We start from the raw sequence: 23,709 nt of genomic DNA, 5'->3' as shown, positions 1-23,709 counted from the left end.
AAACTCACAAAATATACAACAATTTTGAGGTTTTTATCATGCTTACCAGCGCTCGCAACCGTTTTGAAGGCAAGGTTTCCAAGGTTATTCCCGGTGCCATCAACGACGAGGTCGTCATCGCTCTCGCATCCGGCGAGGAGATTGTTGCCACCATCACCAAGGAAAGCACTGCCAAGCTGGGCATTGCCGAAGGCAGAGATGTGATGGCCCTCATCAAGGCAAGCTTTGTCATTCTTCTGGCCGATGCCGACGACTATGTCTTCTCCACCCGCAACATCTTCACCGGCACTGTGACCGACGTGCGCAACGGCCAGGTGGCCACCGAGGTGGACATCGAGACCGCTTCCGGCCTTGCCCTCACCTCCACCATCACCGTGGTGAGCGCAGAGCGCATGAACCTTGCCAAGGGCTCCAAGGTGAGCGCCGCAGTCAAGGCATCCCAGGTTATCCTGGCTGTGAAGAAGTAGTTCTTGCAAAATATCTGGCGCTTTCCCTGTTGAGCCTTGGAAAAGCGCCTTTGATTGGGGAAGAGACGTTTTGTTTCTTCCCCTTTTTCGCATGCTCGCGATGCTGTTGATCTTGTGTCTAACCTTGTGCTATCCGGCTTTTGCAACGACGTTTGGAGGCATTTTTCGTGTCTCCGTGAAGAGACAGAGGCGAGTGGCCCAAATCTGGCCTATACTGTGCGGACATCACATGATGTCAAGGTGTTGAAAGCTCCAGTCGGATCGTGCCACTCTTGGTCAGACAAACCTGCAACATCAAGGAAGACAACGATGAATCCAGCAACATCCACTGAACCCGCGACCCCGGCATTCTCCATAAAAGACCTGCACGACAGGGCGAGAGAGTTTTTTGCAGTTCCAGAGCATATGGCGGACTTGCTTCACCAACGCCTGCCGGCCGAAGTCTGCGAGGCGCTTGCTCTCGACAGTCTCAGGCTGCTCAAGGAAAGCTTTGTCGACGAAGAATCAAAGGAGGCTTTTTCCGACCTCGTGTTCAGCTGCACCACAAGGGAGGGCGTGACTGCATATGTGTATGCTCTTTTCGAGCGCGAAGAACAGCCAGCACCTCTTTGTGCATTGAAAGCCATGTTGAACATGACCGAATTGTGGCGCAAGATGCCGAAAATCTCTGGTCCCCAGGGGGAAGAGGAGAATCTGCGGGATTTCTTCGAGCAGGAAGCTCCTCTGCCGGATTCCCTCATGGACTGCGTTCCGAGCCTGCTCCTGACAACTTTCAGCCTTGAGAACCTCATTAAAGAGCTTCCCGAAGGAGAGTTGCAGGGATAATCTTGCCTGCAGTTATCTTCACACATTCAGGCGCTCCCGGCATGCAGGGAGCGCCCCCCTTTCTCCCAACGCGTATCCCCCAAAAAAGGCCTCCAGCCAGCAAAACATCATGTCCCAGACAAAACTCCTTTCGCGCAGAACTGCGCTCAAGTCTCTTGCAGCCCTGGCAATTGCCGCAATTCCTGCACCCTTTCTTGCGCCATCGATAGCCCATGCCGCAGACACAATCCGGGTTCTTGCAGCGTCCTATCCTGCTCTTTTGGCAGCGCGTACGGCTCTCGAAGGCGTAGACAACTTCGAGTGCAGCCTTTTGACGGACGCGCAAATGGGCTGCCCCCACGATTACGCCATGACCCCACAGGAGCGCATGAAGCTCGAGAGCGCTGACGTTTTGATTTTAAGCGGAAAGGGCTATGAGGCCTTTCTTGATGCCCGGCTTCTCGCTGGCCTGAAGGGGCTTGTCATAGACGCAGGAAAAAATGTCCCACCTTTGGAAAAAGGGAAGGCTCTCTCCTCGCACAACCACGCGCACGCCCATGGCGACACCAATCCCCACCACTTCGCTAATCCCGCCTGCTTTGCCCTCATGGTTGAGACAATAGCGAAGGAGCTTTCCGAACGCTTCCCCGAGGCTTCCCAAAAGCTTGCAGCAAACGCCAAAGCATTTGGCGAGAAGGCATCCCTGCTTGAAAACGAGCTTGTCTCGCTTTCCAGAGACAGGGGAGGGGACACGCATCTTATCCTGCAGCACGACACTCTCTCCTGGTTCTTTGCAGGAACCGCTTTCCCGGTGGATGCGATCCTGCAGGAAGGGGATGCCCAAAGTCCCTCGGCAGCCCTTCTGCTCTCGCTTGCTCAAACGATGAAAAAAAGCGGAAATTCCCATCTCCTTGTGGGCGACAAGCAGTTTCCCACGGATGTGCTTGATCTGCTCGCAAAAGAGAGCGGGGGAACAATAGTCCTCCTGGACACCCTGGTCTCGGGCCCCGTGGACGCTTGCGCATCCCATTATCTTGCGACCATGGAGGCCAACGTGGCAGCCTTGCACAAGGCCCTTGGCAAATAGCTCACCCGACAGGATGCGAGAAAAAAATATGACGCACTATCCGGATCTTGTTTCCTTGTGCGTCCCCCTTGTCACATTTTTCCCAAAATTGGGCTTGACAGTTTTGCCATTCCTTGTCTAGTTTGACTCCTGCGTTTGGTGCAAAAGGTCGCACCGCAACCCTATTTCAAATCAGGAAAACAACCATGTACTCCACTTCCTTCACATACAACATGCTCGCAGAAACCGGCTTCGCCGGCTTCTGGTGGTGGCATTGTGCAAGGAAGGGAGTTGGGCAGGCTCTCTAGCCTGCACGCATGGCAAGCCATATTTCAAGGCGCCGTCCCTTCCAGCGATGGATAAGGACGGCGCCCTTTTTTTATGCATTCGAGGACAACCATGAGTCAGACACATCAAGCCTACGCTGGCATACACTTGAGGCAAAAGGCAAGACTCTTGCCAGCGGACATGGATACACCCATAAGCCTTTTCATGGGCATGGCAGGGGCAGGCGACGGCATCCTTCTGGAAAGTGCTGCAGTTGACGGGCGCTGGGGCCGCTACAGCATCCTGGCCTGCGATATGCTGCTCTATATCTCCTGCAGGGACGGGGCACTTTCTCTCGACATTCGCGACGATCGCCTAAGCCCCCTGAACGAGCTTTCCGGCATGCCCTTTGCGGAAGGCCTGCGCGCGCTCATGAAGATGCTCCACGTGGAGGCGCCGAAGGAAAAGGGCCTGGATCTTCCGCCCATCACCCGCGCGCTCTACGGCTATCTTGGCTACGAGATGGCAAGCATCTTCAATCCCCACCTTGCAAGTGTTTTGCCAGCCTCCGAGGCAGAGTGCCAGCTTGCTCTGCCAGGCACAATCCTTGTGCTGGATCATGTCTACAACAGGCTCTGCCAGATAACCCTGGACGAATTCTCGGACGTGCGCTCTGCCCACGAGGCAAGCCTTTTCAAGGGGACAAGGGAAAAGGCAGCACAGGAGCCCCTGGCAGAGCCGGGACAGGAGGGGTACGAGGAAGTTGTTCGCAAGGTACGGGTCATGCTGCAGCAGGGCGAGGCCATACAGGTAGTTCCCTCGGTGCGCTTTTCCCTTCCCATGCGGGCAGACGGCTTTGCACTGTATCGCCGCATGCGGCGCATGAATGCCTCTCCCTACATGTTCTATATGCACTTTCCCTCCATCTGCCTCTTTGGCTCCTCGCCCGAGGTCATGGTCCGCTGCACAAAAAACGATTTGCACCTCGCCCCCATTGCCGGTACGCGCAGGCGCGGCAGGGACGATTTCGAGGACCATCAGCTGGAGCTGGATCTGCTCTCGGATCCCAAGGAACGGGCCGAACACGTCATGCTGGTGGACCTTGGCAGAAACGACCTTGGCCGCATTGCGGAAAAGGGTACTGTGCGTGTGGAAAGGCTCATGCAGATAGAGCGCTTCTCCCACGTCATGCACCTTACAAGCCAGGTTTCCGCAAGGCTTAAAGGAGGCCTGGACGCAGTGGATGTTCTGGCAGCCACCTTCCCGGCAGGAACTGTTTCCGGTGCACCCAAGGTGCGCGCCATGGAGATCATACGCGAGATGGAGGATGGGCCAAGGGGCCCCTACGCGGGCTCCATTGGCTGGATTGGCCTTGACAGGGACAGCGTCAATCTCGACATGGGCATCACCATACGCAGCATGTGGATACGAAATGGCAGGCTCTTCTGGCAGGCAGGGGCAGGCATTGTCCACGATTCTGTGCCTGAAAACGAATGGAAGGAAGTCTGCAACAAGTCCGCGATCATGCGTCTGGTTCTCGAAAGCGGGGAGGGTGAAGAAAATGTTTCTGCTCATCGATAACTACGATTCCTTCACCTACAATCTGGTCCAGTATTTCCAAAGCCTTGGCGAGGATCCGTACGTAGTCTGCAACGATGACCCGAGGCTTATTGAGCTTGCCGCATCGGAAAGTATCGAAAAGGTGGTCATCTCGCCCGGGCCCAGCCGTCCGGAAAAGGCGGGCTTTTGCCTTGAATTTCTGAAACGCCTCTCCCCGAAGATACCTGTGCTTGGCGTGTGCCTGGGCCACGAGATCCTGGGGCTCTTTGCCGGGGCGAAGATTGGCATTGCCCCTGTCATCATGCACGGCATGCAAAGCGACATCACCCACGAGGGCACAGGCCTTTTTGACAAGATACCGGCCCCCATGCGCGTTGGGCGCTACCACTCGCTCATTGTCGAGGCAAGTGACGATGAGAATCTCCCCTTCAGGGTGACCGCAAGGGCGCCACTGGGCGAGGTCATGGCCCTGGAGTTTAAGGACAGGCCCTGGGCAGGCGTGCAGTTCCACCCGGAATCCGTGCTCACTCCGGATGGCATGCGCCTTCTGGCAAACTTCCCTGGCCGCCTGACAGGCACTGCCCAAAGGCTTGACGAGGCGGATCTTCCCGAGAGCGAGTCTGCAGCAATCCTTTTGAAGACCATGATGGAGCGCCTTGCCTGCCATCAGGATCTGGACGCCAACATGGCGCGGGCCGGATTCGAGATGCTCTTTGACGGAAAGCTTGCACCCTCCCAGGCAGGGGCCTTTCTCATGGGCCTGAGAGCCAAGGGGGAGACTGCCCAGGAGCTTGCCTGCGCCGTGCGCGCTGCCATTGCCCGTGCCATCCCGGTTCCTCCTCTGCCGGAAAACTGCATAGATGTGGTGGGAACAGGCGGAGACGGCCGCTCCTCCTTCAATTGCTCGACAGCTGCCTGCCTCACCCTGGCCGGCATGGGCTACCGTATTGCAAAGCACGGCAACCGTGCAGCCTCCTCCACAAGCGGTGCAGCGGACGTTTTGCAGCTTCTTGGCGTTCCCAGGGAAAAGGATCCGGAAAAAATCATAGACAACATCAAAAGGACCAATTTCGGCTTTTTCTTTGCGCCCAATTTCCACCCTGCCTTCAAATACGTGGGCGAGGCCAGGCGCGAGCTTGGCATACGCACCCTCTTCAATATCCTTGGGCCCATGATCAACCCTGCAAAGCCTCCCTATCTGCTCATGGGTGTTGCCAGGCCGGAGATTGTGCGCCTTGTGGCGGACACACTCTGTCAGTCGCCCACACTGAAAAGGGCCGCAATTGTCTTCGGTGCCGGCGGCTACGACGAGGTGAGCCCCATGGGCCCTGCCACAATAGTGCTTATCGAAAACGGCCGCCAGTCTCCCCTGGCCCTTGATCCGGCAGACTTTGGCATCAAGCCCTGCACAGAAGAGGATCTGGCTGTGCACTCCAGGGAAGAGGCGCTGAATGTCCTGCAGGAAATCGTGCAGGGCAGGGGATCGCAGCACATGAAGGACATGGTGGCCCTGAACGTGGCCCTTGCCATACGCCTGGTCGAGCCCGAAAGAAGCCTTGCACAGTGCATGGCACTTGCCAGGGAGGGCGTTGAGGGCGGAGCCGGCGCAAACGTCCTCAAGGCTCTGCAAATGGAGCAGGAATAGACAGGAAAGTTGCGGATACTGCGGGCAGTTTTTTGCCCTAGAAGGAGAGAGACATGAACCAGGAACAGGGGCGCCTGATACGTTTTCGCAAGGCCAAGGAAGCGGAGCTTGCACGGTTGCGCGCAACGCCCATGCCAAAGCCCTTTATTGGAGGAAGGCCCTCCATGTCCCGGGCCCTGATGACTGGGCAGGGCGATATCCCTGCTGTCATGGCCGAATACAAGCGGGCCTCCCCCTCAAGGGGTGTTATCTGCGAGAGTGTGAGCGTTGAGGATGCTGTTCTGGCGTATGCGAGAGCAGGGGCAGGCGCTCTTTCCATCCTGACAGAGGAGCAGTACTTTCTTGGGAACATCGACTACCTTTTCAGGGCGAGAAAGGCCCTTGATGACAGCTCGAAAAATGCCCTCCCCCTGCTGCGCAAGGACTTTCTCTTTGATCCTCTGCAGATAGAGGCAACGGCAGCAACGCCTGCCTCGGCCTTTTTGCTCATCGTGCGCCAGACCCCGGACTCCGGGGAGCTGCGATCCTTGCGCGAACTGGGGGAAAAATATGGCCTTGAGGCTGTGGTGGAAGTCTTTGATCTGGAGGATCTTGAGCTTGCCAGAAAAAGCGGCGCGCGCATCATCCAGGTGAACGCCAGGGATCTCGAGACCTTTGCAGTGGACAGAAAGGCCTGCCTTGAGCTTGTGCGAGAGGCAGGGCAAAGGTCTGGAGAAATCTGGATAGCCGCTTCCGGAATGGAATGCCACGAGCATCTTGTTGCTGCCAGGGACGCAGGCTTTCATGCTGCCCTTGTGGGCACAGCGCTCATGCAGGACGGGGCCCTTGAGCAAAACTTAAGGTCCCTGCTGCAGTCAGAGGCAGCGACAAGATAGGGGGGAACATGCTTTTCAAGGTATGCGGCATGCGCTGCCAGGAGGATCTCGACCTTGCGGCACAGCTTGGCTTTTCCATGGCAGGTTTCATCTTCTGCGAAAAATCTCCGCGCCACATGGACCCGGAGATTGTGCGAACTCTTCGCACGAGATCCATGCTGCGTGTAGGTGTTCTCGCAAGCAAGGATGCGGACTACATCGCGGACTGCGCCCAAAAGGCAGGGGTGGATCTTGTACAGCTGCACGGAAATCAGGATGTGGCAACCATGCAGGAGCTTGGAAGGCGCCTGGGAGGTGAGCGCCTCATCCGTGTGCTCTGGCCCGCAAGCTACAAGGACGTAACGGACCTTCAAAGGGACATGGAACTTTTGGCCCCCCATTGCGCAGCCTTCTTGCTGGACGCAGGACAAAGTGGCGGCGGACACGGGATCTCCCTTTCCCTGGACTTTGTGGGCAGGGTCGTTTTTCCCAGACCCTGGCTTTTGGCAGGCGGGCTCAATGCCCAAAGTCTCGACAGGGTGGCAAGGCTTCCTGCGCATCTGCGCCCAAAGGGTCTTGACTTCAACTCGCGCCTTGAGAGAGCCCCGGGCAAAAAGGACGCAAGGCTCATGAAAGAGGTGATTGCAAGGGCACAAGAACTTCACCTTGGCCCGGATGGGGCAGAAGGTCTTTTTCGAAAATCCGGATAGAATCGGACTGTTTGAGGCTTTTGGGCATGGGGCGTTCAATCGATTGGCCCATTGCCTGCACAGACAAAAAAATGCACAATCCAAACACAACCACTATTGACTTCCAAGGAGGGCGTGCGCTGCGCAAGACCGGGGGCGGGATTTTCCCGGACCATGGGGTCTGCGCCAAAGGGCACGAAGACAACATATGAACATAAAATACTATGGCGAATACGGCGGCTGTTTTGTACCGGAAATCCTCATGCCGCCGCTCATAGAGGTGGAAAGGGCCATGGAGGAAATCATGCCCACGGTCGATTTCCAGAACGAGTTCAATGACCTGCTCACCAACTACGCAGGCCGCGAAACCCCCATTACCTTCTGCCCCACGCTCTCGAAGGAACTGGGCTTCAACCTCTGGCTCAAGCGCGAAGACCTTGTGCACACAGGCGCCCACAAGATGAACAATACCCTGGGTCAGGCCCTGCTTGCAAAGCGCATGGGCAAGACAACACTGCTTGCCGAGACAGGTGCAGGCCAGCACGGCGTTGCCACTGCCGCGGCAGCTGCCCGCCTGGGACTCAAGTGCGTTGTCTTCATGGGCGCAGAGGACGTCGAGCGCCAGATCATGAACGTCATGCGCATGCGCGTCTTCGGAGCCGAGGTGCACGCAGTGGACAACGGCACCCGCACCCTGAAGGACGCCATCAACGAGGCCTTGCGCTACTGGATTGTCAACATGGAGACAACCCACTACTGCTTTGGCACTGCGGCAGGCCCCCATCCCTTCCCGGAACTGGTGGCCACCTTCCAGAGCGTCATTGGCCGCGAGGCCAGAAAGCAGTGCCTTGCCACCTTCGGCGCTCTGCCGGACTACGTGGTGGCCTGCGTGGGCGGCGGATCCAACGCCATAGGCATCTTCAGGGGCTTTCTCGATGACAAGGATGTGAAGCTCATGGGTGTCGAGGCAGCAGGCACTGGCGAGCCGGGCTCCTTCAACTCTGCTCCCTTGAATCTCGGAAGCCCCGGTGTCCTGCACGGCAACCGCACAGTGCTTTTGCAGACCGAGGACGGGCAGATCGAGCCCTCGCACTCCATTGCCGCAGGCCTGGACTACCCAGGCGTTGGCCCGGAGCACGCCTATTTGCGCGACACTGGCAGGGAGCTTGTGGGCATGGTGCGTGATGCAAACGCCCTTTCCGCCTTCCAGCGCCTCTCGCGTGCCGAGGGCATTTTGCCTGCCATGGAATCCTCCCATGCACTCGCCTGGGTCTTCGACCATGCAGACGAGCTGCCCAAGGGCGGCAACATCCTTGTGAACCTCTCCGGCAGGGGCGACAAGGACATGACCATCATCAAGAAGTACCTTGGCAGGGAACTGGGCTTTGACGCCCTCACAGAGGAGGCCTAAGTCATGCATATTCTCGAACAGAAAGTACGTCAGGCCATGGCGGAGGACAGGTATGCTGTCATTCCCTTCCTCACTGCAGGCTACCCGGACGAGGAAACCTTCTGGAAGGCCATAGCAGACATGGACCAGCACGGGGCGGACATCATCGAGGTTGGCGTGCCTTTCTCGGATCCGGTTGCGGACGGCCCTGTCATCGAGGCTGCCAGCAGGCAGGTTCTGGCGGATGGCACAAGCCTTGCCGGCATTCTGGAAAACTTCAAGCTGCGCCGCGATTTTCTGAAGGCCTCCATAGTGCTCATGGGCTACTTCAATCCCTTTATGCAGTACGGCTGGGAAAAGCTTGCAAAAGACATGAAGGACGCAGGGATAAGCGGCATCATCATTCCCGACTTGCCCTTCGAGGAGGCAGGCCCCTACAGGGAAATCATGAAGGCCCAGGGCATTGCCCTCATAGCCCTGGTCGGCCCCAACACCTCCGAAGAGCGCATGCAGCTCTACGCAGACGTGAGCGAGGGCTACGCCTATGTCATTTCTGTGCTCGGCACCACGGGCGAGCGCGAAAGCGTGGCGCCCATGGTGGCGACAACCCTGAGGCGCGCGAAGAGCGTGTTCAAACTGCCCATTGCCATGGGCTTTGGCCTCTCCCATCCCGAACAGCTCGACGTTTTGCCCGAGGATGCGCAGCCTGACGCCGTGGTCTTCGGCTCGGCACTTGTGAAACATCTGGCCGAAGGAAACGACGCCATCTCATTCATGCAGCGCTGGGAAGGCGACAAGGCAAGACGCAGGCACGGCTAGGGTGCACAAAAAAACAAGGTGATTTATACAGGAAAAACAGGGCCTTGACATATGCGGGTCCTGTTTTTTTCATGCCCGCCGTACGCTAGAGTTTCCTTCCCGTTTTTCGTACAATGCGTCCTGTTCTCCTCCCTTTCGTGCCCCTGCCATCGGATACCCCACATGCCGGATAGCATATCACCCCTGATTGCCGTGAAGGCACAAGAAGCTTGTGCATCCCGCGCGTCTGCCGCGCCCGGGAGCACAGGTGCCTTTGCACGGATCGGAGTATTCCGGGCAGGAAGACTTTTGGCAGCCCTTCTTCTGACCATTCTGTGTCTTGCTCCCGAGGCTGTTTTGGCCGATGTGGCGGATTCCAGGGCCTTTGCCCATGTGTTCAACACGGTTTCCCTGCGCAGGCCCATGAAGGTCTTTCCCTTCTGGGTCAGCGTGCTGGACAAAAATGCCAAACATCCGGTTTTTTCCGAGCAGAAGGATTTTCGCGGGGTCTCCTGGGCGAAGATGCGTGAAAAGGCCTCAACCCTCAGGGGGCTGGATCTTCTGACCTACGTCAACACCTTCTGGAACCGCTATCCCTATATAGAGGATATAGTGAACTGGAAAAAGGAGGACTACTGGGCAGCGCCGTACGAATTTCTGGACAAGTCCGGTGACTGCGAGGACTACGCCATCGTAAAGTACATGACGCTGCGCAAGCTGGGAGTAAGCGCAGACAGGATGCGCATCCTTGTTGTCCGCGACACTTTCCGCAATCTGGCCCACGCGGTCCTTGGCGTGGAGGAAGGAGGCAGGGTCTACATCCTGGACAATGTGTCCAACGCTATCCTTGCCCACACAAGGCTTTCCCAGTACATCCCCCAGTATTCCGTAAACGAGGACAATGCCTGGATGCACATCAGGGCAAAGAAGAAGTAGCCGTCATTTTCCTCCTATCCGAAAGGGACCTGCCAGAAAAAAGTCACGAAAAAATGGGCGCCATCTCCACAGGAGGTGGCGCCCTTGATGTCCAGTGTCCCTTGGGCTAGTCCGCTACGGGTACGGGCTTGGGGCCCTCGGCTATGATTTGGTCCAGCTCCTCGCCGGTGATGGTTTCCTTTTCGATGAGGGCTGCGGCTATGTTGTGCAAAATGGCAAGATTGTCCGTGAGTAGCTTCAGGCAGCGGCTGTGGGCCTCTTCCACAATGGCCTTCACCTCTGCGTCCACCCTGCGGGCAGTGGCCTCGCTGTAGTTCTTGTTCTGCACCCACTCGCGGCCAATGAAGACTTCCTGGCCGGTCTCGCCAATGCACACAGTGCCTATGGCGTCGTTCATGCCCCACTGGCAGACCATCTTGCGGGCAATGCTCGTGACCCTCTCGATGTCGTTGGAAGCACCAGTGGTCACGTTCTTGAAGATGATTTCCTCTGCCACGCGGCCGCCGAGGAGCATGACCAGCATGTTGCGCAAAAAGGTTTTGGAGTAGCCGTGGCGGTCCTCTTCGGGCAGCTGCATGGTGATGCCAAGGGCTCTGCCTCTGGGGATAATGCTCACCTTGTGCACGGGGTCAGCCTTGGGCAAAAGTCTTGCCGCCAGGGCGTGGCCGCCCTCGTGATAGGCAGTGATGCGCTTTTGCTCGTCCGAGAGGACCATGGATCTGCGCTCGCGGCCCATGAGGATCTTGTCCTTGGCGAACTCGAATTCGGCCATGGTGACCATATCCTTGTTCTGGCGGGCCGCCTGCAGGGCTGCCTCGTTGACAAGGTTTTCCAGATCCGCTCCGGAAAAGCCCGGAGTTCCGGCTGCCAGGCTTTCGACGTTGACGTCCCTGTCAAGCGGGATCTTCTTTGTGTGCACAAGGAGAATCTGGACTCTGCCAGCCTTGTCCGGGGTGGAGACCACAACCTGCCTGTCAAAGCGCCCCGGGCGCAAAAGGGCGGGATCGAGAACATCCGGACGGTTGGTTGCGGCAATGAGGATGACGCCCTCGTTGGCCTCGAAGCCGTCCATTTCCACCAGAAGCTGGTTCAGTGTCTGCTCGCGCTCGTCGTGGCCGCCGCCAAGGCCAGCGCCACGCTTGCGGCCCACAGCATCGATTTCGTCTATGAAGATGATGCAGGGTGCGTTCTTCTTGCCCTGTTCAAAGAGGTCGCGCACGCGGGACGCGCCAACGCCCACGAACATCTCCACAAAGTCCGAGCCGGAAATGGAGAAGAAGGGAGCGCCAGCCTCGCCAGCCACTGCGCGGGCAAGCAGGGTCTTGCCTGTTCCTGGAGGGCCGACAAGGAGCACCCCCTTGGGAATGCGGGCGCCAAGGCGTGTAAACTTCTTGGGATTGGAGAGGAACTCGACCACTTCCTTGAGCTCGTCCTTGGCCTCGTCAACACCCGCCACGTCGGCAAAGGTCACCCTGTGCTGGGCGTCCTCCTGCTTGAGCAGCCTTGCCTTGGAGCGCCCGAAACTGAATATGCGGCCACCGCCTCCCATGCCACCCTGGGCCTGACGCATGAGGTAGAACCACAGGATGACAAGCACTATGAAGGGCAGGGTAGAGATCATGAGACGCATGAACAGGGAATCGCCCTCCACGGGCTGTGCCTTGATGGCCACCTTCTTTTCCAGAAGGTGGGAAATCATGGAATTGTCCCTGGGCGCGTAGGCGGTGATGGTATGGCCGTCGTTTGTGAGGGCGTGAAGCTCCTGCCCCTGTATGGTCACCTGGGAAATCTGCCCGTTGTCCACTCTGGAGAGCAGATCGGAATAGGAGATGGCTGTAGAAGAGGTCTGCTGCTGCGAGTCGAAGACCATGAAGAGGCCGACAAAGATGAGGGCCCACAACACGATGTTGCGCATGGAAGTATTCATAGTGGCGTGTCCGCAGGGAGATATCCCGGGACTGTCCTCCTGTATATGCTTGTGAAACCGTGCCCTTTGCCCCAAGATAAACCCGATGCAGGGAAAAGGCAGGCAGAATGCCGGGCATGAATGTCTGTCGGAAGGTACCTTTTTTGCAGGGCAGGGGCAACGTGTTTTTGCCAAGCGACCCTGAAAGCGCGAAGGCCCCAAAGAGATAAGACCTGAATGGCATCTTGTCCAATAGTGTGTAGTGTCGAGGAATGTTGTGCAGGCATTTGGTGCGCAAGAAGCGATCGCAATCTTGCCATTTGGCATGGGATAGGCCTAAGATGAAGCGCCAAACCCTTCGGGGAAGGCTAAACCCGGCGCCCAAGGTGCGCCAAGATCCAAAGCCCGCAGAACAAGTCTGCGCTATTCAAGGAGATACGGCCATGGATAAGGAACAGCAGGATTTTGAAAACTTTCTTTCGTCCTGGACAGAAGACCCCTGCAACGCAAAGCCCGTGCTTGAGCGTTTCCGCCAGCTTTTGCTGTCCCTCGAAGGCATAAGCCTCGTGTACCACTGCCGTCCGGGCGTGAGCTACTCCATCCGCGCCCGCGGAACAGCCCAGAAGAAGCGCGACCTCTTTGTCCTGGTGGATGTTGTGGACGACGATCCGCAAAACCGCTGGCTGTCCGTCTGCTTCTACGCGGACATGATCAAGGACGTGGACGAGAAGGGCGACTGGGTTCCCGAAGGCCTGTTTGGCGAGGACGCCAACTGCTTCAACTACGACGAGGAAAGCGCCGAGATGGAGGCCTATATAGCGGAACGCCTGAAGGAAGGTGCCGAAAGCGCCTGCATGGCTGACGCAAAGTAGGGTGCAGGCGGACGAATGAGGGAATGCTGTGAGTGTCTTTTGCGCCATAGATTACGAAACATGCGGACCGGAGCGCTACGCTGCCTGCTCCATAGGGCTTGTGCGCATCGAAAACGGCCGCCTTGGCAAAAGTTTCGTGCACCTCATCCGTCCGCCGTCGCGCAGGGTGCTTTTCACCGACGTGCACGGCCTCACCTGGCGGGATCTGTGCAACCAGCCAACCTATCCCGAACTGTGGCCTGTCATAGCGGACTTTGTGCAGGGCTGTGACGGGTTTGTAGCGCACAATGCCTCCTTTGACCGCTCGGTCTGGCGCAGCTGCTGCGAAACCTTCGGGCTTCCGGACCCGAATCTCCCCTTCTACTGCACTCTGAAGGGCTCCAGGGCAACCCTGAATCTGTCGTCCTACCGTCTGAACATTGTCTGCTCGTCCCTGGGGATCCCCCTGAACCACCACGAGGCCCTGAGCGACGCCCTGGGCTGCGCTGCCATCTTCCTGGAACTTGGCCGCAGGGGTCTTGACGTAGAAAGGATGCGCCTGAATCCCCCGGCAAGGAAAAAGTGCCGCTGTTCCTGAAAAGCGGAAAAACAGACGATTGTGGCATGCCTTTTGCAAAATTTCCTGCAGGAGTTCCTGTCGGCTCGTATCGGCAGGGGAGGAGGCATGCATTGATGGGTGAAGTGCGTCACATTTCTGTCGGGGAAAAGACAGGGACGCGCGTGAGGCGCGCGACACAGTGTCCCGCCTGCCTTGGAGCAGCAGCGGGGACTTTGCGCGTATTCATCCTGACGGTATTGCTCTTCCTTGCGAGCGGCATATTGCCTTCTGCACACAACCCGGCAGTATCCATGTGGTATGGCGGGGCTGTGGGGCCGGGCCTTGTTTTTGCCGAGGAGCTTGAGCCCAAAAGGTACAACGACGTCTGGCTTCACAGCCTTGAAAAAAGGGTGTCCGCCCTTCTCGCCCCTGTCTACGGGGCAGAACACGTTGTGGTACAGGCGAGCATTGGCGAGGGAAAGGAGGGCGCAAGGCCGCCTGTCTCCCTGGCAGTCATCATAGACACCTCTGTCGTGCCGGGCTTTCCCACCAGTCCCGAGGGAGTCAGGGCAGAACAGGAGCGCCTGGCCTCGCTCATAAGCCATGCCGCAGGATTGAAGTCAGCCCGCGGGGACGCGATAGCCATCAGCTTCCTTCTCTTTTCCGGGGAAAAGGGCAGCGAGCAGTATCTGATGTGCGGCCTTGCGGGCGTAGTCGTTCTCCTTGGGGGAATCGTCTGTCTTTTGCTTGGCAGAAAAAATCGTCAAAAAATTGACACAACGAGCGAAAAAAGAGTCAGGAATCTGACAGATTCAAAGCGTGCAGCATCGGACGATGCACTGGCGCGGTTGGCGGACAGACTGCGGGGCGAGAGACCCCAGGCGCGTGCTGTGGTGCTCATGCAGCTTGCAGCACAGGATGCAGCGCAGGTCCTTGGCCTTTTGCCAAGAAGTCTCCAGGCGGAAACACTTGTGTGCATGACCCTGCAGGGGCCAGTGGAGGACGAGGTGCTTTCCATGGTGCGCAGGGAATTTCTGCAAGGGATAGCGCTTTCCAAAGAGCGCAATCCAGATTCGGTTGTGCGCACAAGGGATGTGCTTGAACGCATGGGCCGGAGACAGAGGGAGAGGCTTCTTTCCGAAATTGTCCGGATTTCCAAACGCGCGCACGACGAGCTTGTGGGTGAGGGCTAGGGAAAACAGGGCAGCATACACCTGGACCATGATTCGCAGGCACTTTCAGGATGCCGTGCGCACCTCCGCTTTGCGCAAGGCTGCTTCATGCTCTTTTTCCACGGCAAGGCACACATAGGTGTGCTCCAGGGCAAGAAGACGCCAGGCATAATCCTTGCCCCATGCCCTGGCGAATCCTTGGCGCTTCCAGGTTTTTCCAGCGTCAAGGTCTGCCGGAATACGCGCAAGGCCCGAACCATGGGCCTTGAGTATGGCCTCGTAGATGCAAAAGCGTCGCAAAAGTTCCCTTCCAAGAGCCATGGGGGAGAGGATGGCAAGGCGATCCAGGATGTCCTGCTCCGCAGCCGAAAAAAAGCGCGCAGGTGGCAGAAAGTCCGCGCGCAGGGAAAGACAGTCCAGGCCGATGGCCGGGGCCGTACCACTGTCTGTCTGGCAGAGCAGGCAAAAGGGTTTGTGCGTGTAGGAAAGGGAGAGGGAGAGTCCTGGCAGGGAAAGGAAGGGCTTGCCAGTGTCGGAAGAGAGAAGTTCTGGCAGGAAGGGGACGCGAAGAAGGGTCAGGCCATGCTGTACAAGGAAGCGGGCCTGGCGGTGGAGAAGGCGTTCAGCCGTGTAACGGCAAAGACGCTCCTCGTCCCGCACCCCGAGTCCTGTGGCGGCCGGGGTGCGGGCGTTTGCGGTGAGCAGCAAAAGCCTTGCTGCCATATCCCTAGTTTCTGCAGCAGCAGCCACCAGCGGCAAGGCAGCTTGAGGCTTCCTTGGGTTCCAGGGCGCTGGAGCACAGCTCAAGGTTCTTGCGGGCAGCTGCAGCAAAGGGAGAATCGGACATGTCCAGGGCCTCGTAGACAGCTGCGCAGTGGGCGAGGGTCTGGGCAGCCTTCAGGTACTGGCCAAGGGCAGCCAGGCAGGTGCCGTAGTTGAGAAGGGTGAAAGCGGAGTCTGGATGGACACCCAAAAGCTCCTCGCGGATGCTGGCTGCTTCCTCAAGGTAGACAGCGCCCTTTTCCATATCGTTCTGGTTTTCGCTGGAGCGGCCGAGGTTGTTCAGGCAGGTGGACACGCCAAGGCTGCGGCGTCCATCGTTCTTTTCGTACAGGGCCAGGGCCTCGAAAAGGAGTTTGCCCGCATCGGCAAAGAGGCTCTGTTCGTAGTAGTGTTCGGCCATGCTGACAAGGGCGTCCGCCTCGCGGCTCGTTCCCGGGGCAAGCTTGCGCACAATGGCAAGCTCCCTTTCGGAATAGGGGATGGCCTCTGCGTGCTTGTCGCTGGCGCCAAGGAACATATTGAGATTGTGCAGAAGATTGGCAATGTGCATGTGCTCGCTACCAAGGATCTTCTCAAGCAGGGGCAGTTCCTCAAGAGTTGCCTCTGTTGCTTCCTCAAGGCGATTCAGACCAGTCAGGGCCTTGACCTTCTGGTCCAGGAGCAGGACGCGGTGGTTTTCTTCCAGGGCAGGATTTTCCAGAAGGTCGGAACAGCGCTGCAGGAGACTTTCAAAGTCTCCCTGCTGAAGGAGTTTGTTCAGTTGATCGAGGGTTGCGCGAATATCCATAACAGGGTTCTCCTTGATATTGATCATGGCTTTGGGAAAGGGCGGCATAGGGCCGCATGCAAAAAAAGATAACGACAAGGCTTTTCACGTCAAGTACATGCATGCCTTCCCGACGAAGGGGGGCGCGCCCAAAAAATGTCCGGAAATCCGGAACAGGAACAGCGGCCTGATTCTGTGCCTTTTCCTTTGGCAGGGTTTTTGGCAAGATGCGGACAGGGCCAAAGGGCCTGTTTCCATATTCGGGAGGAAAAGACCATGCACAGGACAAAAGTCCTCAATTGCGGCCTTGCGGCCATGGCAGCGCTTTTTTGCGGCTGCACCTTCATACACTACATGGGCTTTCCCAATGTGGATTTCGATGAGGCTGTCCCTTCCAGGACCTCGGACAGCATACAGCTTGTCAGGGGCAGGAGCGGGGATGGTACTGAGGCTTTGCGCATGAGCGTGCGGGCTGCCTCGCAGGATATACAGGGTGAGCCGGCACGGTTCTGGGTGCAGTGTCTGGACGGGACGCTGGAGGTCATGCTGGTCACGGAAAAGCCCCTGGAGTCCAGGGAGCGCTGCATGCGCCTTGAGGCAAGCGTCACAAGCCCCATGGCAAGGACCACGGTCACAAGGGCCTGTGTCACCAGCTACAGTCCCAAGGTGCTGACTGTGGAAAATCCCCTGTCCTTCCTGGACTTTGTGGGGGACGCCACAAACCTTGAGCTTCGCATAGGCGCAGACGAGGAAAAGCCTGCCACCATCACCATGGAACCGGTGCTGGACAGGGAATTCCTTGGGGAAATCATGCAGCTGTGTCCTGCGGACTGGCAGCCGGAAAGGCGGGAAGGGCAGGATGCTGGCGCACAAGGCACAAGTGCAACTCCACAGTCCGCAATTCCGGACACAAGCGCGGGTGCACCGGCAGGCAGGGTCATTGATCCGTCAAAGCCCCCGACACCCTTCCCGGGGCAGGGACAGACAGCCTCGGCAAAGGGGAAGGGCAGTGCTGCCAGGGCAAAGCCATCGTCTGCGCAAGGGCAGAAGCAGGACACAAGCCGCGACATAGAGGAGAGGCTGCGTCGCATTGAGGAAACAGCAAAGGCGGCTGCAGAGCTGTAGCCGCCTTTGGAAAAGAGTCGCCCCGGCCTCGGGGCAGATATTGATCCTGAAACTACTTGGCCTTGGGTTCCCTTGCCTTTTGTTCGATGCGGGCAATGAGATCGTCCGGAGAATCGGTAGCCAGGATGTCCTGGAACTGGGTACGGTAGTTCTTCACAAGGCTGACGCCCTCAACCAGAACGTCGTAGACAACCCAGGAGCCGTTCTTGGCCATCATGCGGTAGGCCACGGGAATAGTGCGCCCGTCGGAGAGCTTGAGATTGGTCAGCTGCTCCACGCGTGTGCCCTTGGCGTTGGCGCGCTCGCTCACATAGGCCACCTTTTCGCCATTGTAGTCCTTGAGCTGGCCAAGGTAGGTGGAAATGAGCAGCTGGGCAAAAGCCTCGGCAAAACGCTTTTGCTGATCCCTTGTGAAGGAGCGCCAGCGCTGGCCTGCCGTACGCGCGGAAAATTCCTCGAAGTCGAACACCTTGCGCACTTCCACTTCGATGCGGGCACGCTGCGCCTTGGTGGTTGCGGGATTGGCAAAGGCCGGGTCTGCAAGAAGCTGCAGCACATGATCGATGGTTCCTTCAAGGACCTGCCTTGACGTGGGCGCTGCCTGGGCAGTGGTCACGAGGCAGAAGATAAAGAGGCTTGCAACAAGGGAAGACAAGAGTTTGACGTATGGGTGCATGTGGTTCTCCGCAATGTGGGAAATACTGTCGGTTTTGAGGGAATCAAAAGAGAAGGGAAGAGCGGATGTTTCCGTATACATCCCTGTCCCTGGACTGTGTTTGCAAAGGCTGGCTATGCCTGCTTTCTTTTGCGTGGTGAAGATTCCTGGGCAGCCTTGAGCTGGCACTGGAAATCGTGGCAGTAGGGGCACTCGTGCGCCTCTTCAAGGGAGCGGAGGATGCCGCAGTGGCCGCCCTTGCCTCCCTCGCACTTGTGGGCAAGCTCCTGAAGATGGGAGCGCAAGTGCTGCAGGGAGGCTATCTGCTCGTCCAGATTTTTTATGTGCTTGTCAATGAGAGTGTTGATCCACTCGCAGTTTTGCGTGGGCTTTTTGCGGAAGGCCAAAAGTTCCCGGATTTCGGACAGATTGATGCCGTGCAGTCTGCAGTGGCGGATAAAGCGCAGCTTGTCCAGATCCTCGCTTGTGTAGATGCGGTAGTTGCCTTCGCTGCGCTCAGGCGTTTCGAGCAGGCCCTCCTTTTCGTAGTACCTGATCGTGACTACCTGGCAGCCGGCCTTCTTTGCGAGTTCACCTATCTTCATGGAAATGCTGGCGCGAATATTCCTGTATTCTTAGAAACAGGAAAACGCTTCCTCCTATTTAGGAAATTTCAGAGTGGTAGATGTCGGCGGATACTCCAATGAGGGCCCCCAAAGAAATCAATCAGTTGGACAAGCCATATACGACGGCCTCTACCACTCTGGGAAAATTATGCTATTTAGAAATAATTATTTTGTTTCTAGAAATTTCAATGTCCATTTCCTTTTTTAGCTCAGAAAAAGCCCGACTTATTGAAACAGGGTGAGCACTAATAATATTTGCAATGTCTTTTTGATTCAATTTTAATTCTATTTTGTTGCTATCACCAAAAAGAGAAAATTGATTTGTTATAAAAATTTTTAATCGATCTTTGACAGATTTGTTTTTGAAATTTTCAAATTTTGTTTCAACACTTGTTGTTTTTACGCCTAAAGTAAACAAGAAATTTTTTACTACTTCAGGATACGTAATCAAGTGATCTACTACATCCTTGGGGAACATGGTAATTATACTGTCATCGCCTATAATAACTTCGTCTCTGCTATTACGCTGAGAAAAGAACCATCCTTCTCCAAAGAATCCATTTTTAATTATATAGGCAAGACTCATTTTTTCTTCATTGTCTTGACGGAATCCCAATATGGAACCACTATGAATATAATATATGCAATTTAATTTTTCTCCATATTTTATTATTACTGTATCTTTATGATAAAGAGATTTTTTTCCCAGTGCAAAAAATTTTTCGGGAATACTTGGCGCATTGGAAACATCAAAAAAATGGGGAACAATTAATTGATTAAAATCATATATTTTATCCATAGAGCTTTCCTATAAATTGTTATCAAATAGAATAACAAGTTGAAATTGCTAGGAAGCCAAAAAGATAATAGATGAATTATTTTGTGGTATAAAAGACTGGATTGAGCAGCTTATGAAGACAGAAGTATAATAGTAAGCTTGGGTGTACACCCAGTAAGGCAACCAGCCAAGAGATTGTCAGGGCGGAGATACTGCTTGTCTTTACAGGCATTCCTGCGCAACTCCGGAGGAAGGGCAATCCGCAACAATTCACAAGCTGATTGGGCTCGGCCTGTTTCCGCAGCAAATAGTTAGCATACAAGAGCCAGAAAGGCAAAAATTCCGTTGAGCTGCGACTGTTTAATCCTTGTGAAGAGTGTTGCTTGGCATACCAGATAAAAAGGGGCAAGTCCGTGAGCTATGGGCAGTTCGCGGACTCCCGGGAAACATTGAGCGCAGGACTAAGGGGGGAAATTTTTTTTGATGTTCATAAGTTTATGAAATTATTTTATAAAGCGCTTGGATTGGATGGCTTTCCTCGCTTTTTTTCAAAAAAAGGTCCTATCGATAGCACCTGTTATTGAACTTATTTTTCTGGTGGGTATTGAATAAAACCAAGTGAAGAAAGGCACAAGAATTTTACAGGATGAAGAATTCCCAGGAAATTCTTAGCAAGTTTCTAATAAATAGAGTTTATTTCATCGTGAAATAATGTATATGAAGAAAATAAAAAATTAGTTTTTATTCCTGACAAAAAATTTTAATTTATAAAAGTCAATATATTTTTAAAGGAATAAAAATAAAAAAATTATTTTCTTATAAAATTATTTATAAAAATAAGGGAATATGAATTTCATGTATTTGATACATGAAATTCAGTGGTAGTTATCTATTAAAAATATCTTAGCAGGAGATTATCATGAGATCGCTCGTTCGATTTGGCTTGATGGCTCTTTGTCTTGTATTGGTAGGTTTTCTTGCAATAGGGCAATCCTATGCTGCAGATAAAAAGCTCAACCTCAGGCTTGGACATCCTATGAACAAGGGTGATCAGGTTTCCATGGGGTGTCTGAAGTTCAGTGAGCTTTTGAAAGAAAAGTCTGGTGGCAAGATCAGGCTTAAGGTCTTTGGTGACTGCATATTGGGAAGCGACCGTGTGACAACTGAAGGTGCCCAGAAAGGCAGCCTTTCCATGAGTTCCATTTCAACAGGCAATTTGTCCCTGTTTGCTCCTGATTTTCTGCTGTTTGACTTGCCGTATATCGTTGATCCAATGAATCCAAAGGCCCTGGACAAGCTGTTTGCTGCCATGGATAACGGGCCTCTTGGACAGTACTATGAAAAGGTTCTGAACAAGATTAATCTGAAGATGGTGTATTTTGGTGATGTGGGCTATCGCGATTTTCAGTTTAGCAAGAAGAACGTTACAACTGTTGATGGACTTAGAAACGTCAAGGTACGTGTAACTGACTCGGTTGTCGAAATTGCCGTAGCCAAGGCTCTTGGAATGTACCCTGTTCCCATGCCCTGGGGTGAAACCATCACTGCCATGCGTCAGGGAACCGTGGATGCCATGGCTCTGAATAATGCCTCTATTGGAGCCCTGGGCGATATTGGTGATGTCGCAGCTTATGCCCTTGATACAAAGCACAACTACTATGGGCATGTCGTTGTCATGAACCTTGAGCTCTGGAATTCTCTGACAGATGAACAACGCGCCATAATCAAGGAAGCCGCAGCTGAGGCAGTGGAATATGAGCGCGCTCTCAGCAAGAAGCTCAACGAGGAATCCTACGCTTTGATGAAGTCCAAGGGTGTCACAATCAACATGTGTTCGGATGCCGATTACGCAAAGCTGAAGGAACTGACCAAGCCTGTGTGGGACGAATTCCGCACCAAGATTTCTCCTGAAGCATACAATTTGTTTATGGAAGCTATGAAGTAGCTCTCTGCTAGCGTGCCATGCCTCCTCCACACGCACAAATTCCAGCCGGCATTTGTGCGTGTGGCCTAGAGAGCAATCTCAGAAAAACAGCGAAATCTTGTTTTTGGCCTCTTATCAGAATTTAGTGGAAGGAATACTGATAGGAAATGGAGGAAAAAATGGATGCAACTGTCAATGAATCTGGGTACACAATGACCAATACTATTTCACCAAGAAATATTGTTTCATGGCTTGATAATAATGCAGAAAAAATATTTTTGTTTATTGGTCTTCTTATTATAATACATGCAATATTTTTTCAGACTGTTTATAGATATATAGTAATAAATGTATTTTCTGGAGATGCAAACTCAGTAGTATGGACAGAAGAATTATCTAGATTTATTTTTGTATGGATTACATATTTGGCCATTCCGATAGTCATTAAAACAACAAAGGATATTCGTGTTACTATAGTTTATGACTTTTTTAATGATTTTGGAAAAGCAGTAATAGATAATGCAAATACATTATTGTTTATATTAATTTCAGGAGTAATTGTCTTTGAGGGATTGGATCATATTTCGATGATACAACGTTTCCCCCAAACATCGGCAGCTCTTCACATTTCCTATGCTCTTCCATATTCCATTCTTCCTGTAGGATTTGGATTAGTAATTGTCAGATTGATTCAGAGACTATACAGATCATGTCGTGAATTTGGTATACTTCCAGCAATAATAGGTATTGCACTTGCAGCTGCAATTGTAGCTCCACTCTTTCTGTACGATGGCTGGGAAAACGCTCCGGCAGTTCTGCTCGGATATTTTGCCTTCTTCCTGGCATTTAGCGCACCCATTGCTGTCAGCATAGCCGGCGCTTGTCTGGCAGTCATCTGGACCTGTGATACGATTCCTTCCGACTATGTTGCACAGATTGCGTATACCGGCTTGGACAATTCTGCAATCATGGCCATTCCTTTCTTCGTTGCTACTGGCGTATTCATGGGCGAAGGAGGGCTCAGCAGAAGACTGCTTAAGCTTGCCGATGCTTTTCTAGGAGACAAGACCGGTGGACTGGCCCTGGCAACAATAGCCACCTGCATGTTTTTTGCTGCTATCAGCGGCTCTGGCCCGGCTACTGTGGCTGCCATCGGATGCGTCACTATCCCGGCGATGATCGAGCGAGGTTATGACAAAACCTTCAGTGTCGCAATTGTAACGTGTGCTGGCATCATTGGTGTGATGATCCCACCAAGCAATCCTCTGCTTATCTACGGTATTTCTTCTCAGGAGAGCATTGCAAAGCTGTTTGCCGGTGGTGTCATGCCCGGACTGCTGTGTGGTTTTGCTCTTATGATAGTTGCCTGGTGGATATCCAAGAAGAACAACTGGAGAGGCAACACCATTGCCGGGTCGAAGGAAAAGGTCAAGGCTTTTGTGGAAGCCAGATGGGCGTTGATGGTCCCGGTTATCATTCTTGGCGGCATCTACGGTGGCATCATGACACCTACAGAGGCCGCAGCAGTCGGAGCCTTCTACGGCATGTACGTGGGCATGTTTGTCTACAAGGAGATCAGTTTCAAGAAGCTGTTCGACTGCAGTATCGAAAGCTGTGTCACCAGTGGCAACATCCTGTTTATCTTCGCCATGGCTGGCATCTTCGGTAATATCATCACCATTGAATCCATTCCGGAAATGCTGGCAGAGTTCATCACAGGCTTCACGCACAGCAAGTTTACTCTGCTGATTCTCCTGAACATCATCCTCCTTATAATCGGCACGTTCATGGAAGCTCTGGCAGCCATTCTCATTCTGACTCCCCTCCTGCTTCCCATCGTTGTTGATTTCGGTATCGATCCCATTCACTTCGGTGTCATGATGACGGTCAATCTGGCCATTGGCTTCATCACTCCTCCCATCGGTGTCAATCTCTTTGTGGGCTCGTCCATAGGTGATGTCTCTGTTGAAAGTCTTGCAAAGGCATGCTTCCCCTTCCTGATTGCACTTCTTATCTGTCAGGTTCTTGTCACCTTTATACCCGCAATTTCTTTGTTCCTCCCGAATCTTATCTAGGACAACAAAGGAG

General features: G+C 54.4%; 22 protein-coding genes. 16 read left to right on the top strand and 6 right to left on the bottom strand.

The window, feature by feature from the left end; genetic code table 11:
• The first annotated feature begins 38 nt into the window (after positions 1-38).
• The 10 genes from B5F76_RS03150 to B5F76_RS03105 all read left to right on the top strand — a co-directional run bounded on the left by B5F76_RS03150 (position 39) and on the right by B5F76_RS03105 (position 10,476).
• Entirely contained in the window at positions 39-467 is a 429-nt protein-coding gene (locus B5F76_RS03150) for a TOBE domain-containing protein (protein WP_087350962.1), read from the top strand.
• A gap of 114 nt (positions 468-581) precedes the next feature.
• Entirely contained in the window at positions 582-1,292 is a 711-nt protein-coding gene (locus tag B5F76_RS03145; RefSeq protein ID WP_162608659.1) for an Rpn family recombination-promoting nuclease/putative transposase, read from the top strand.
• A 109-nt stretch (positions 1,293-1,401) separates the two neighbouring features.
• Positions 1,402-2,358, top strand: a complete 957-nt coding sequence (locus tag B5F76_RS03140) for a metal ABC transporter substrate-binding protein (RefSeq protein WP_087350955.1) — start codon at positions 1,402-1,404, stop codon at positions 2,356-2,358.
• Between the two features lie 378 nt (positions 2,359-2,736).
• Positions 2,737-4,185 (top strand): anthranilate synthase component I family protein, encoded by a 1,449-nt coding sequence (locus B5F76_RS03135; RefSeq protein WP_087350952.1) that lies wholly within the window; start codon positions 2,737-2,739, stop codon positions 4,183-4,185.
• Positions 4,166-5,809, top strand: a complete 1,644-nt coding sequence (gene trpD / locus B5F76_RS03130) for an anthranilate phosphoribosyltransferase (RefSeq protein ID WP_087350949.1) — start codon at positions 4,166-4,168, stop codon at positions 5,807-5,809. The genes B5F76_RS03135 and trpD overlap by 20 nt, the downstream gene beginning before the upstream one ends.
• A 53-nt stretch (positions 5,810-5,862) precedes the next feature.
• Complete coding sequence (locus tag B5F76_RS03125) at positions 5,863-6,684, top strand: indole-3-glycerol-phosphate synthase (protein WP_087350946.1); 822 nt, start codon at positions 5,863-5,865, stop codon at positions 6,682-6,684.
• A gap of 8 nt (positions 6,685-6,692) precedes the next feature.
• Positions 6,693-7,373: a phosphoribosylanthranilate isomerase gene (locus B5F76_RS03120; protein WP_087350943.1), complete on the top strand. Its 681-nt coding sequence runs from the start codon at positions 6,693-6,695 to the stop codon at positions 7,371-7,373.
• 187 nt (positions 7,374-7,560) lie between these two features.
• On the top strand, positions 7,561-8,763 hold the full coding sequence (gene trpB / locus B5F76_RS03115) for a tryptophan synthase subunit beta (RefSeq protein WP_087350940.1): 1,203 nt from the start codon (positions 7,561-7,563) through the stop codon (positions 8,761-8,763).
• 3 nt (positions 8,764-8,766) lie between these two features.
• The gene (trpA, locus tag B5F76_RS03110; RefSeq protein WP_087350936.1) at positions 8,767-9,561 is read left to right on the top strand and encodes a tryptophan synthase subunit alpha; all 795 of its coding nucleotides are present in this window, start codon (positions 8,767-8,769) and stop codon (positions 9,559-9,561) included.
• Positions 9,562-9,849: 288 nt separating this feature from the next.
• On the top strand, positions 9,850-10,476 hold the full coding sequence (locus tag B5F76_RS03105) for a transglutaminase-like cysteine peptidase (RefSeq protein ID WP_162608658.1): 627 nt from the start codon (positions 9,850-9,852) through the stop codon (positions 10,474-10,476).
• A gap of 106 nt (positions 10,477-10,582) precedes the next feature.
• On the opposite strand, the gene ftsH is transcribed toward B5F76_RS03105, so the two are convergent.
• On the bottom strand, positions 10,583-12,403 hold the full coding sequence (ftsH, locus tag B5F76_RS03100; protein ID WP_087350930.1) for an ATP-dependent zinc metalloprotease FtsH: 1,821 nt from the start codon (positions 12,401-12,403) through the stop codon (positions 10,583-10,585).
• Positions 12,404-12,825: 422 nt separating this feature from the next.
• Here ftsH and B5F76_RS03095 point away from each other — a divergent pair, with 422 nt between their 5' ends.
• The 3 genes from B5F76_RS03095 to B5F76_RS03085 all read left to right on the top strand — a co-directional run bounded on the left by B5F76_RS03095 (position 12,826) and on the right by B5F76_RS03085 (position 14,985).
• Complete coding sequence (locus B5F76_RS03095) at positions 12,826-13,254, top strand: hypothetical protein (protein ID WP_087350927.1); 429 nt, start codon at positions 12,826-12,828, stop codon at positions 13,252-13,254.
• 28 nt (positions 13,255-13,282) lie between these two features.
• On the top strand, positions 13,283-13,831 hold the full coding sequence (locus tag B5F76_RS03090) for a 3'-5' exonuclease (protein ID WP_087350924.1): 549 nt from the start codon (positions 13,283-13,285) through the stop codon (positions 13,829-13,831).
• 95 nt (positions 13,832-13,926) lie between these two features.
• Complete coding sequence (locus B5F76_RS03085) at positions 13,927-14,985, top strand: hypothetical protein (protein WP_162608657.1); 1,059 nt, start codon at positions 13,927-13,929, stop codon at positions 14,983-14,985.
• A 45-nt stretch (positions 14,986-15,030) separates the two neighbouring features.
• Here B5F76_RS03085 and B5F76_RS03080 read toward each other — a convergent pair whose 3' ends face one another.
• Positions 15,031-15,714 carry a 4'-phosphopantetheinyl transferase family protein gene (locus tag B5F76_RS03080; RefSeq protein WP_239406939.1) on the bottom strand — a complete coding sequence of 228 codons (684 nt, stop codon included), beginning with the start codon at positions 15,712-15,714 and terminating at the stop codon, positions 15,031-15,033.
• Positions 15,692-16,561, bottom strand: a complete 870-nt coding sequence (locus B5F76_RS03075) for a tetratricopeptide repeat protein (RefSeq protein WP_162608655.1) — start codon at positions 16,559-16,561, stop codon at positions 15,692-15,694. The genes B5F76_RS03080 and B5F76_RS03075 overlap by 23 nt, the downstream gene beginning before the upstream one ends.
• A gap of 228 nt (positions 16,562-16,789) precedes the next feature.
• Between B5F76_RS03075 and B5F76_RS03070 the strand changes: the two genes are divergently transcribed.
• Entirely contained in the window at positions 16,790-17,638 is an 849-nt protein-coding gene (locus B5F76_RS03070) for a hypothetical protein (RefSeq protein WP_144268376.1), read from the top strand.
• A 52-nt stretch (positions 17,639-17,690) separates the two neighbouring features.
• Here the strand turns inward: B5F76_RS03070 and B5F76_RS03065 are convergent, their stop codons facing one another.
• The 3 genes from B5F76_RS03065 to B5F76_RS03055 all read right to left on the bottom strand — a co-directional run bounded on the left by B5F76_RS03065 (position 17,691) and on the right by B5F76_RS03055 (position 19,718).
• Positions 17,691-18,314 (bottom strand): MlaC/ttg2D family ABC transporter substrate-binding protein, encoded by a 624-nt coding sequence (locus tag B5F76_RS03065; protein WP_087351106.1) that lies wholly within the window; start codon positions 18,312-18,314, stop codon positions 17,691-17,693.
• A 113-nt stretch (positions 18,315-18,427) separates the two neighbouring features.
• Positions 18,428-18,898 (bottom strand): Cd(II)/Pb(II)-responsive transcriptional regulator, encoded by a 471-nt coding sequence (locus B5F76_RS03060; RefSeq protein WP_087350907.1) that lies wholly within the window; start codon positions 18,896-18,898, stop codon positions 18,428-18,430.
• 172 nt (positions 18,899-19,070) lie between these two features.
• Positions 19,071-19,718 carry a Crp/Fnr family transcriptional regulator gene (locus tag B5F76_RS03055; protein WP_087350904.1) on the bottom strand — a complete coding sequence of 216 codons (648 nt, stop codon included), beginning with the start codon at positions 19,716-19,718 and terminating at the stop codon, positions 19,071-19,073.
• An 898-nt stretch (positions 19,719-20,616) separates the two neighbouring features.
• Here B5F76_RS03055 and B5F76_RS03050 point away from each other — a divergent pair.
• On the top strand, positions 20,617-21,642 hold the full coding sequence (locus B5F76_RS03050) for a TRAP transporter substrate-binding protein (protein ID WP_087350901.1): 1,026 nt from the start codon (positions 20,617-20,619) through the stop codon (positions 21,640-21,642).
• Positions 21,643-21,800: 158 nt separating this feature from the next.
• Positions 21,801-23,696, top strand: a complete 1,896-nt coding sequence (locus tag B5F76_RS03045; RefSeq protein WP_239406934.1) for a TRAP transporter large permease — start codon at positions 21,801-21,803, stop codon at positions 23,694-23,696.
• Positions 23,697-23,709 lie beyond the last annotated feature (13 nt).

It is taken from the genome of Desulfovibrio sp. An276 (genome assembly GCF_002159665.1).
Classification (GTDB): Bacteria; Desulfobacterota; Desulfovibrionia; order Desulfovibrionales; family Desulfovibrionaceae; genus Desulfovibrio; species Desulfovibrio faecigallinarum.
The sequence above is the reverse complement of the archived record's forward strand: the minus strand, read 5'-3'. Positions and strand labels throughout refer to the sequence as shown.